The 11,053-nt window shown below is 62.9% G+C and carries 12 protein-coding genes; 11 read left to right on the plus strand and 1 reads right to left on the minus strand.

Going from position 1 to position 11,053, the window contains the following annotated elements; genetic code table 11:
• Positions 1-662: 662 nt before the first annotated feature.
• A complete protein-coding gene (locus L1069_RS22790) occupies positions 663-1,691 on the minus strand; it encodes a LacI family DNA-binding transcriptional regulator (RefSeq protein ID WP_237457163.1) in 1,029 nt (342 codons plus the stop codon).
• 130 nt (positions 1,692-1,821) lie between these two features.
• Between L1069_RS22790 and L1069_RS22795 the strand changes: the two genes are divergently transcribed.
• The 11 genes from L1069_RS22795 to L1069_RS22845 all read left to right on the plus strand — a co-directional run bounded on the left by L1069_RS22795 (position 1,822) and on the right by L1069_RS22845 (position 10,818).
• Complete coding sequence (locus L1069_RS22795; RefSeq protein WP_129369588.1) at positions 1,822-2,007, plus strand: hypothetical protein; 186 nt, start codon at positions 1,822-1,824, stop codon at positions 2,005-2,007.
• A gap of 23 nt (positions 2,008-2,030) precedes the next feature.
• On the plus strand, positions 2,031-3,176 hold the full coding sequence (locus tag L1069_RS22800) for a TRAP transporter substrate-binding protein (RefSeq protein WP_129369587.1): 1,146 nt from the start codon (positions 2,031-2,033) through the stop codon (positions 3,174-3,176).
• Positions 3,177-3,287: 111 nt separating this feature from the next.
• Positions 3,288-3,800: a TRAP transporter small permease gene (locus L1069_RS22805; RefSeq protein WP_129369586.1), complete on the plus strand. Its 513-nt coding sequence runs from the start codon at positions 3,288-3,290 to the stop codon at positions 3,798-3,800.
• Positions 3,801-3,813: 13 nt separating this feature from the next.
• Positions 3,814-5,142, plus strand: coding sequence for a TRAP transporter large permease (locus tag L1069_RS22810; protein ID WP_237457164.1), 1,329 nt, complete (start codon positions 3,814-3,816; stop codon positions 5,140-5,142).
• Positions 5,143-5,154: 12 nt separating this feature from the next.
• Positions 5,155-6,462 carry a histidinol dehydrogenase gene (gene hisD / locus L1069_RS22815; RefSeq protein WP_237457165.1) on the plus strand — a complete coding sequence of 436 codons (1,308 nt, stop codon included), beginning with the start codon at positions 5,155-5,157 and terminating at the stop codon, positions 6,460-6,462.
• Positions 6,455-7,216, plus strand: coding sequence for an SDR family oxidoreductase (locus L1069_RS22820; protein WP_237457166.1), 762 nt, complete (start codon positions 6,455-6,457; stop codon positions 7,214-7,216). Before hisD ends, L1069_RS22820 begins: the two co-directional genes overlap by 8 nt.
• Positions 7,213-8,193, plus strand: a complete 981-nt coding sequence (locus L1069_RS22825; protein WP_237457167.1) for an alcohol dehydrogenase catalytic domain-containing protein — start codon at positions 7,213-7,215, stop codon at positions 8,191-8,193. The genes L1069_RS22820 and L1069_RS22825 overlap by 4 nt, the downstream gene beginning before the upstream one ends.
• Positions 8,194-8,223: 30 nt before the next feature.
• On the plus strand, positions 8,224-8,634 hold the full coding sequence (locus tag L1069_RS22830; RefSeq protein WP_237457168.1) for a universal stress protein: 411 nt from the start codon (positions 8,224-8,226) through the stop codon (positions 8,632-8,634).
• Between the two features lie 23 nt (positions 8,635-8,657).
• On the plus strand, positions 8,658-9,164 hold the full coding sequence (comD, locus tag L1069_RS22835) for a sulfopyruvate decarboxylase subunit alpha (protein ID WP_237457169.1): 507 nt from the start codon (positions 8,658-8,660) through the stop codon (positions 9,162-9,164).
• Positions 9,161-9,715, plus strand: a complete 555-nt coding sequence (gene comE / locus L1069_RS22840) for a sulfopyruvate decarboxylase subunit beta (RefSeq protein ID WP_237457170.1) — start codon at positions 9,161-9,163, stop codon at positions 9,713-9,715. Before comD ends, comE begins: the two co-directional genes overlap by 4 nt.
• Entirely contained in the window at positions 9,715-10,818 is a 1,104-nt protein-coding gene (locus L1069_RS22845) for an alpha-hydroxy acid oxidase (protein WP_237457171.1), read from the plus strand. Before comE ends, L1069_RS22845 begins: the two co-directional genes overlap by 1 nt.
• The last annotated feature ends 235 nt before the right edge of the window (positions 10,819-11,053 follow it).

Raw genomic sequence — 11,053 nt, forward strand, 5'->3', positions numbered from 1 at the left:
CGAAACCATGACTTGGAGAATTGCCGCATAGGATCAATAATCAAACTGTCCGGAAACAGGGGCGAACTCCAAGCCAAACAAAACCGAATTGCAAGACGAATGCCCCCCTCTCGGCAGATTTGCTGCGCAAATCGCCTGCCGGGCAGCGGATGGCACGTGCGGTCATCCGAAAACCTGAATTCCCGTGCTTTGTCCTGAACTCACAGGTTCGCGTCGCTGATTGGGAGCAGATTTATGGAACCCATCAAGGCCAGCGGCAAGTATCGACGCCGCGATCAAAGGCCGGACACAGGACTGTACTGACCAACCGCGCAGTCAACGCATTTTTTCCCTGCAAAGCAGGCGCCATCCACACAAGGACAAAGCCGCCTTGTGCTTGCGCAGCTATTGCTGACGCCGCATTTGCTCGCTGCAGCGGCAACCTATTGATGCGATGCAATCCGGTGTCGCCATAGCGGTCCTTGAAAGCCAAACTGAAGCGCGGTTTTCAATCTGCCCATTCGCTGGGGCCTGCCTCTGCAGCCGAGAAGCGGGGCAAAGTGTAAGTTTGCGGTATCCGTGTGGTCAACCGTTTCGAACTGGAAACGAGCGGCCTTTCACGCTCAAGAGGAAAAGGCTTCCAAATCCGCAAGATGCACCAACAACAGCAGCAACTATTTTCCCTATGACTGATATGGCGGCTTTGCCAATGAGTGACGGGTAACAACTCTGGTATTAATGCAGATCGACCGGCCTTCCGATTTACCTTCCACAATTGCTGTCAGTTCACACGCTGCCTTTCGTCCCATTTCACGGTGAGGAACATGAACAGTAGTCAGGGCTGGGCTGACGATCTCCGCCAATTCGATGTCATCGAATCCTGTCACCGAAACCTGCTCCGGCACCTGAATTCCTAATCTGTGCGCCTCACGCAGAGCACCAGCCGCCAGCACGTCGTTACCGCACATTACAACTGTCGGGCACGGAGTTAAGGCCATCAGCCGCCCAAAGGCCTCCGCTCCCTTGTCAATTTCGTAAGCGGTCTCGATCAGTGTCAAACTGCCGGTGTCCAGTCCGCTCGCCTCCATCGCCTGCCTGACGCCTTCCACCCGGCCTTGCGCCCGGTCGTTGCCCTGCGTCATGCCGGAGATCATCGCAATCCGCCGGTGGCCGACTGAAATCACGCTGCGCGCCAGTTCGCACATGGCATCTGCGTTTCTGAATCCGACAGACGGCCGCTGCGCCGCCGGATCATAGGACCAAGCAACCAGCGAGGGAACCTGATGGCGATCCAGATACTCGTAGATTTCCGCATCGCGCGCGTGACCGATCAGCAGCAGACCGTCAGCACCGCGCGCAACAAGGGTACGGATTTGTTCACGCTCCACTTCGGGATCATAGGCGGAACTGGAGACCAGCAGCGTATAGCCGCGCTCCCGCAGCTCATCCTGAAAGGCCTGCAGGCCGCGGGCAAAGATCGCGTTGTCCATGGTTGGAATGATCGCCCCGATGGTGAAGCTGCGCTTGGCCGCCATCACCCGGGCCGCGAAATTCGGCGTGTAGCCCAGTGATTCGACAGCCTGCAGGACCCGCTGGCGAGTCGGCTCAATCACCCGTTCCGGCGAGTTCAGGCAACGCGACACCGTCGCGGTCGAAACCCCGGCCTCCCGTGCAACATCGTTAAGTGTCGGAGCTGAGCGGGTTTTTCCCATGTCACGCCTGCCATTCCATTGCCCCTGTCTTATCACAAAATGCCGCCGATGCCATCCACCCATGTAAGCGCTTGCATTATTGATGTAAGCGCTTACAAATGGTGTTGGGATCAAAAATCGGGATCTGCTGATGTTTCTCTTTGCTGCTGCAGCCGTCTTTACCGTGTTCTTTGCCAATGTCGCCCTGGGCGCGTTTGGCAGCGGCGGTTTCCTGAGCGATGTCGGAGAGATGCTGGTTCTGTTTGCGGCGTCAGTCCTGTTCGTTGCCGCGATCCTCAAGCGCGAGGCTGACCACAAGAACAAGAACGGCAGCTGACGGATTTCCAAGGGAGGAAGACAATGACGAATGGCAAGGATGGCCTCAAATCTGCTGAGCGCCGCAATTTTCTGAAACTGGCCTCAGCCGGCTCATTCACCGCAGCGCTGGTGGCGGGTGCAGGCGGTATGCTTTGGTCGTCCGAGGCGGCCGCCCAGACTGCCAAAGAAGAGAAGGAGCGCGAGCGCGCGGCCGAGCACATCATGACCTTGGCGACCGCATACGTGCTGGGTGCCTCGCGCAGCTATCCGATCATGCAGCTGGATCTGAAAGAGAACATCCAGAACGCCACCAACGGCAAGATCTACGTCAAGCTCGCCCCTGGCGGCCAGCTTGGTGCGGGCGGCGCGCTGGTGCAGAAGGTTCAAGGCGGCACAATCCAGGCCGCGCAGCATTCGCTGTCGAACTTCGCGCCCTTTGCCTCCACCGTTGACCTGATCAACATGCCCTATCTTTGCGGCTCCAACCAGCGGTTCACCAATCTGGTGAACTCCGGTTTCTGGAATACCGAGGTCCATCCCAAGGTGGAGGCAAACGGCTTCAAGGCGCTGTTTTATGTCAACATCGACCCCCGCGTGGTCGCGGTGCGCAAAGGCGGCAACGCGGTAATGTCGCCGGGCGACATGGCGGGCGTGAAATTTCGGGTGCCGGGATCAAAGATGCTGCAGCAGTATTACCGCATGGTCGGCGCCAACCCGACGCCGGTGGCCTGGGGCGAGACTCCCTCAGCCATCAAACAGGGGGTGGCGGATGCGCTCGATCCGTCCGTCGGAGCGCTTTATGTCTTTGGCTTCAAGGACATTCTCAGCCATGTGACCTTTACCCAGGCGGTGCCGGACAGCCAAGTCTATTCCTGCAATCTGGAGTGGTTCAACGCGCTGCCTGCGGACGTGCAGGACGGTGTGATGTGGGGTTCAGAAATGACCGCGCATCAGAACCTGTCCAAGGTGCCCTCCGCCCGCGCCTATGCAATGGCGGAACTGGCCAAGGCAGGCGTCGAATTCCATGCGCTGAGCGATGACCAGCTGGCAGAGTGGAAGGACGCCGGCGGCTATCAGCGCAGCGAGTGGGATGCCTTCAAGACCGAACTTGCCGGGTCGATGGACAATTTCGCCAAGCTGGAAGAGGCCGCAGGCACCCAGGGCAAATACTACGTCCACGACGCCTGAGCGCTGCAGGGGCGCACGCCGGAGACCGGCGGCCGCCCGCTTTCGAAATCGCCGCTTCTGCAGCAGCCTGCCGGCTGGCTGCGGGGGTGTGCCTGAACCCCGGGAATAGCGATGAAGATCCTGCGAACGATAGACAAGAACGCAGAGCGCTGGCTGCTGCTGACCTTCTATGTGCTGCTGGTCATCACCATGGCGATCGAGGTGATCCGGCGCGAGCTGTTTGCCTATTCTTCGATCTGGGGCGAGGAAATCGTCCGCTATTCCTTTATCTACCTGGCCTGGATCGGCGCCGCGGCAGCGGTCAAGGAACGCGCCCATATCCGCATTGATGTTCTGATGCACTACCTCGGACCCCGGCCCAAGGCGCTGCTCTACATCTTCGGCGATCTGGTAATGTTCATCGTGGCCCTGGTGGCGCTCTACTGGTCGTTTGAGACGGTGCTGGTCTCGGCCAAGTTCGGATCAGTCAGCCACGGGCTGCGGGTCTCCATGGTCTGGTTCCTGATGGCGGTGCCCGCGGGGTTCACCCTGATGGTCTGGCGACTGCTGCAATCCTTCCTGCGCGACTACCGCAGCCTTCGCGACGGCACCCCCGTCTTTGAAGGCGACAAGCTGTTTGATTGAGGGGCCTTACGCGATGCTGTGGAATTCACTCAACCAAACGGTCGAACTGGGCTGGGACTTCTACCTGCCGGTGATCATGTTCGTGGCGCTGATTGCGCTGGCGGTGCCGGTCTGGGCCGCCATCGGCACGGCGGCTATCACCATGCTGGTGATGTCGGGAGATTTGCCGCTCAGCGCCATCGGCGAAAGCCTGTTCACCGGCATCGACGCCTTTGCCCTGACCGCGGTTCCGCTGTTCATCCTGACCGGCGACGTGCTGGTCAGAACCGGGCTCAGCAAGAAGTTCCTGGATGTGGCCGAGGCGCTGACCTGCTGGACGCGGGGCGGCTTCGGTTCCGCCACAGTGCTGGTCTGCGGCATGTTTGCAGCAATCTCCGGCTCTGATGCTGCGGGCGCCGCGGCAGTCGGGCGGATGACCATCGCCCGACTGGTCGAAAGCGGCTATCCGCGCCCTTATGCCTGCGCCCTGGTGGCCGCGGGCGCCTGCACCGGCATCCTGATCCCGCCCTCCATCGCCTATATCATCATCGGCCTGGTGCTGGGTATTTCCGCCTCCACCCTGTTTCTGGCGGCACTGATCCCCGGCCTAGCGATCCTGGTGTCGATCCTGATCACCAACATCATCATGAACCGGCTTTATACCTATGAGACCGGTGGCAACATGGGGCTGGGCGAGTGGCTGGGCAACCTGGGCCATGCGCTGAAATCCGGCTGGTATGCCTTCATCGTGCCGGGCATCATCTTCTACGGCATCTTCTCCGGCCGCCTGACCCCGACCGAGGCCGGCGCCACCGCCGTGGTCGTCACCATCCTGATGGGCTTCCTGCTAGGCACCCTGAAACTGTCGGACTTCCCGGCAATGCTGGTCAGCTCTGCCAAGGTGAACGGGGTGATCCTGCCGATCATCGCATTCTCCGCCCCGCTGGCAGAGGCACTGGCCATCATGGGCGTGCCGCAGGGGTTCGTGACCGCGGTGACCGGGCTGACCGATGATCCCTCAGTGCTGATCCTGCTGATGATCTGCATCCTGATCGCCGCTGGCTGCGTGATGGAGACGACCCCCAACATCGTGATCCTGGCACCAATCCTGAAGCCATTGGCCGACAACATCGGCATGAACGAAATCCAGTTCTGCATCATGATGATCACCGCCTTGGGGGTGGGCTTCATCACCCCGCCGCTGGGCCTGAACTTGTTCGTTGTCTCCGGCATCACCGGCGAGTCCATCCTCAAGATCGCCGCCCGCGCCATCCCCTTTGTTCTGACCATGCTGATCGTGGTGCTGCTGATCGCCTACATCCCGCCGATCTCGACCACGCTGCTTCCTGATATCTTCAAATAGGACCCCCTGGAAATGACCCGAGAATATCTCAAGAAGGCCGACCTGACCCCCAAGTCGGATGCCTCCGAGACCCATAAGACCGTGCAGGGCATCCTGGACGACATCGAAGCCGGCGGCGACGCCAAGGCGCTGGAATACGCCGCCAAGTTCGACCGGTACGAAGGCAACGTGCTGCTGACAGCCGAGGAGATCGAGGCCGCCTGTGCGCAAGTGCCGGAGAAGCTGAAGGCCGACATCCGGTTCGCCCACGGCAATGTGCGCCGCTTTGCGGAGCTGCAGAAAAGCACGATGCAGAATGTGGAAACCGAAATCTCTCCCGGCTTCATCACCGGGCAAAAGGTGATCCCTGTGGATGCGGCGGGCTGCTATGTGCCCGGCGGGCGCTACAGCCATATCGCCAGCGCCATCATGACGGTGACCACCGCCAAGGTGGCCGGCTGCAAGCACATCGCCGCCTGCTCGCCGCCGCGTCCCGGTGTGGGCGTGGCCCCCGCCATCGTCTATGCCGCCCATATCTGCGGCGCGGACCAGATCATGGCGATGGGCGGCGTGCAGGGGGTTGCGGCCATGACATTCGGTCTCTTCGGCCTGCCCAAGGCCAATATCCTGGTCGGCCCCGGCAACCAGTTTGTGGCCGAGGCCAAGCGCATCCTGTTCGGCCGTGTCGGCATCGACATGATCGCAGGCCCCACCGATAGCCTGATCCTGGCCGACGGCACCGCAGACGCCCATATCGTCGCCACCGATCTCGTCAGCCAGGCAGAGCATGGCTACAACTCGCCGGTCTGGCTGGTCACCGATGACCGCACGCTGGCCGAAGAGGTGATGCAGCTGGTGCCCGGCTACATCGACGACCTGCCGGAGGTGAACCGCGAAAACGCCACCGCCGCCTGGCGCGACTATGCCGAGGTGATCCTGTGTGCGGACCGCGAGGACATGGCGGCCTGTTCCGACGAATACGCGCCGGAGCATTTGACCGTGCAAGCCGCGGATCTGGACTGGTGGCTGCAGCAGCTCACCTGCTACGGCTCGCTGTTCCTGGGGGAGGAGACCACGGTCTCTTACGGCGACAAGGCCGCGGGCACCAACCACGTGCTGCCGACCTCACGCGCGGCCAGCTATACCGGCGGGCTGTCGGTCCACAAATACATGAAGATCGTCACCTGGCAGCGCGCCACCCGCGAAGGCTCCAAACCGGTGGCCGAGGCCACGGCGCGGATTGCCCGGCTGGAAGGGATGGAGGGCCACGCCCGCGCCGCCGACGTGCGGCTGGCCAAGTATTTCCCGGACGAAACCTTTGACCTGACCGCCAATGGCTGACCCGCGCACCCTGTTCGATCTGACAGGCCGGACCGCCTGCATCACCGGCGCCAGTTCTGGCCTGGGACGGCGGGCGGCCGTCGCGCTGGCCGCCGCCGGGGCGCAGGTGGTCGCAGTGGCCCGCCGGGCGGAGGCGCTGGAAAGCCTCTGTGCCGAGATCGGCCCGGCTACGGCTTATGCGGTCGCGGATGTGGCGGACCGCAGCGCGCTGGAGGCGTTGCGGGACACCGTCACGGCCCCCTTCGGCGCGCCGGACATCCTGATCCACGCAGCCGGCGTCAACACGCGGCAACGTGCGGATGTAGTGACGGCAGAGGGCTGGGATCAGACTCTGGCCTTGAACCTGTCGGCGCCCTTCTTCCTCAGCCAGGCGCTGGTGCCTGCGATGAAAAAGCAGGGCTGGGGGCGGATCGTCAACTTTGCCTCGCTCCAGACCACCCGCGCCTTTCCCGGCGGCATCGCCTATGGCGCCAGCAAGGGCGGGATCGGCCAGCTGACCCGCGCCATGGCAGAGGCTTGGTCACCCCATGGCATCACCGCCAACGCAATCGGGCCGGGGTTTTTCCCGACCGAGCTGACCCAGGCGGTGTTCGAAGATGACACCCGCGCCGCCCGCAACGCCGCGCAAACCTGCGTCGGCCGCAACGGCCGGCTGGAGGATCTCGACGGGCCGCTGTTGTTCCTGTGCTCCGAGGCCTCGGCCTATGTCACCGGGCAAATCCTGATGGTTGACGGGGGGTTCACCGCGAAATGAAAGCCTTGGTTTATGAAGGGGTTGAGACGCTGGCGGTCCGCGACGTGCCCATGGCGGCGGGCCGGGCAGGCGATCATCTGGTCCGCATCCGCGCCTCCGGCATCTGCGGTTCGGACATGCACGCCTATCTGGGCCATGACAGCCGCCGGCCCGCACCGCTGATCCTGGGGCATGAGGCCGCTGGCGTGATCGAGAACGGGCCGCAAGCGGGCCGAAGGGTGACGATCAACCCGCTGGTCACCTGCGGCAGCTGCGCTGCCTGCGCATCGGGGCGCGAGAACCTCTGCGCCAGCCGCCAGATCATTTCGATGCCCCCGCGCGAGGGCGCCTTTGCCCAGTTTGTGGCCATGCCGGAGCGCAACCTGGTGACCGTGCCGGACGATGTGCCGCTTGCAAAGGCCGCGCTGGCCGAGCCGCTGGCGGTCAGCTGGCACGCCGCCCGGCTGGCGCTGGAGGCGCTGCATCCGGACACCGAAAGCCGCGCGCTGGTGATCGGCGGCGGTGCCATCGGGCTGGCGGCGGCACTGGCGCTCAGGGCGATGGGGGTGGAGGATGTGACGATCCAGGAACCCAACACAGGGCGCAGGGCCTTTCTAACGGACCGCTGCGGCCAGCAGGCAGTGGCGGAGTTTCAGGGCATGGTGCCGCTGGTGGTGGACGCCGTCGGCTATGCCGCCACCCGCACCGCCGCCTCAGCCGCTGCTGCGCCCGGCGGGGTGATTGCCCATGTCGGCTTGGGCGAGGACACCGGCGGCTTGGATATCCGCCGTATGACCCTGCAGGAGATCACCTTCATCGGCACCTACACCTATACCGCGCAGGACTTCCGCGAAACCGCGCAAGCGATCTTTGACGGCCGCCTTGGTCCGCTGGACTGGCCCGAAACGCGGCCGCTGTCAGACGGCGCTGCTGCCTTCCGCGACCTGCGCAGCGGTGCGGTGGCGGCGCCCAAGATCATCCTCGACCCCTGGGCCTGACCGCGCGCCCCAAACAAACGGAGAGCAACCATGTATGACAATATCCTGGTTCCCATGGCCCTGGATCACGGGGTGTCCGGAACAACGCTGAAGGCCGCCGCCACCCTGTGCAATCCCGGCGGGCAGATCACCGCGCTGCATGTCTACGAGCCGCCGCACAGTTCGGTCACCGCCTACCTGGACGAAGACACCGTGCGCGAAGGTTTTGACAAGGCCCGCGAGGCGCTGGCCCTGAAAACTGCAGGCCACGGCAATGTCACGGCGGAGATTATCAAGGGCCGGTCCTACCGCGCCATAGTCGAATACGCTGAACAGCACGGCATGGACTGCATCGTCGTCGGCTCCCACAAACCGGGGCTCAGCGACTTTTTCCTCGGCTCAACCGCCGCCCGCGTGGTCCGCCACGCGCCCTGCGCGGTGCATGTCTGCCGCACCTCCTGACCCCGAAGCAAAGGCAACCGACGATGAATATCGACAAGAAGATCGCCGACGATCTGGCGGCCAACGGCGTCTCCTTCGTCACGACCGTGCCCTGCAAGCAGCTGGCCGGCGTGATCGAGGAGATCGACCAGCGCGACGACATCTTCCATATCCCCTCCAACAAGGAGGATGAGGGCATGGGGCTGTGCGCCGGCGCCTGGATGGGCGGCAAGCGCCCGGCCATCATCATGCAGAACACCGCCTTAGGGGTCACGATCAACACGCTGGCAACGCTGATCCAATACTACCGGATGCCGCTGCCGATGCTGATCTCCTACCGCGGCGAACTGCGCGAGCCGGTCGCCTGCCAGGTGGAAATGGCGGTGCATACCAAGGCGCTCTTGGCCCAGCTCAACGTTCCCACCTACCACTTCCACTGGCAGCGGGACGTCGAGGAGCTGGACAACATCCTGAAATACACCTTCATGTGCAACAAGCCCGTTGCCATCCTGACCGACGCCAACTTCTGGGGAGGCTATGGCGACCAATGATCCGTTCCGAAATCCTGAAAGAGATCGCGCCCATCCTCCGGGACCAGCTGGTGGTCTGCAACATCGGCATTCCATCACAGGAGCTGCACGCAATCGACGACCAGCCCACCAATTTCTACATGCTGGGCACCATGGGGCTGGCCTCCTCCATCGGGATGGGGCTGGCGCTGGCGCAGCCGAAGCCGGTGATCGTGATCGACGGTGACGGCTCGATTCTGACCAATCTCGGCACGCTGCCCACCATTGGCAACAACGCGCCCGGCAACTATACCCTGATGATCATCGACAACGGCTCCTATGGCTCCACCGGCGATCAGCCGACCTATACCAGCCAGCGCACTGACCTCGCCGGCATGGCCCGCGCCGCTGGCTGCGCCCGGGTGGTGGAGGTGCAGGACAAGGACACCGGGGCTGCGCTGGAGGAGGCGCTGGCCAGCGGTGAACCCACAGTTCTGGTGGTCAAATGCGACAGCGGCAACGCCAAGATGCCGGTGATCACGATGGACCCTGTGGTGATCTGCGACCGCTTCATGAAAGCCGTGGCCGGCTGATGGGCGCAGGCGCCATCCATTCCGCCGAGGACGCCCGCCGCCTGGCCCGGCGGCGGCTGCCCTGGATGGTATTTGACTACATCGACGGCGCCGCCGGGCAAGAAACCGGGGCGGCGCGCAACCGCGCCTCCCTGGATGCTATCACCCTGCGGCCCCGCATCCTGCGGGATGTCAGCCAGCGCTCGCTGGCGGTCCCGATTTTCGGCGCAGAGGCCGACCGGCCCTTTGGCATTGCCCCTATGGGCATGTGCAACCTGTCGGCCCCCGGCGCCGACCTGATGCTGGCCCGGCTGGCGGCGCGCTACCGGGTGCCGCACGGGGTTTCCACCGTCGCCTCCACCCCTTTGGAAACCATTCTGGAGGCGGCAGAGGGCTATGCCTGGTTCCAGCTCTATTTCAGCGGCGACGGCAGCGGCACCTTTAAGCTGGCCGAGCGCGCCCGCGCCGCTGGCTATCAGACGCTGGTTCTCACGGTCGATGTGCCGGAAGTGGGCCGCCGCCCGCGGGAATTACGCCATGGCTTCAAGATGCCGTTCCGCATCGGCCCGCGTCAGTTCTTTGACTTTGCCCTGCACCCGCGCTGGTCGCTGACCACCCTGCTGAAGGGCAAGCCGGTGATGGCGAATTTCGAGATGGAGGGCTATGACTTCGACCGGACCGAAAGCCGGGCGCGCGCCACCTGGGACACGCTGGCCCGGTTGCGCGATCTCTGGCCCGGCAAGCTGGTGGTGAAAGGCGTTCTGGACGTTGAAGACGCCCGCGTGCTGGTGTCTGCAGGTGTTGATGCCATTCAGGTTTCCAGCCACGGTGCGCGGCAGTTGGAAGCTGCGCCAGCCGCGATTGAAGTGCTCGCAAAAATTCGCACTGATCTTGGACCGGATTTTCCTCTCTTCTACGACAGTGGAATCCGATCAGGCGAAGACGTTCTCAAAGCTCTGTCACTTGGTGCAGACTTTGTCTTTATCGGGAGAATTCTGCAATATGCAATTGCGGCCGCTGGCGAACGAGGCCTGGAACAACTGTGGGATACTCTTAGTGAAGAATTGAGCATCGCAATGGCACAAACCGGGCGAACTTCGCTGACTGGCGACAGTTTGCAGTAGCGTGCGATCTGATCAGTGAAATTGCATGTTTCTGACGAACCATCCATGCTGTGGCGCCGGGGCACCATCCTCAGGCTTCGTTCCTGCGACCGTGCAGCGAACCAAACGCTGGTAATGCGTTTTCAGTTCTGCACAAGTGAAGCAGTGTTTGTCTGCGGAGATCACAGTTTCGGCGCCATTTCACCAAAACGGTGGAATTCGACCACGAATACAGGGCGCTCAGATTTGGCTTAGG

The sequence above is a fragment of the Leisingera sp. MMG026 genome, assembly GCF_021654205.1.
Classification (GTDB): Bacteria; Pseudomonadota; Alphaproteobacteria; order Rhodobacterales; family Rhodobacteraceae; genus Leisingera.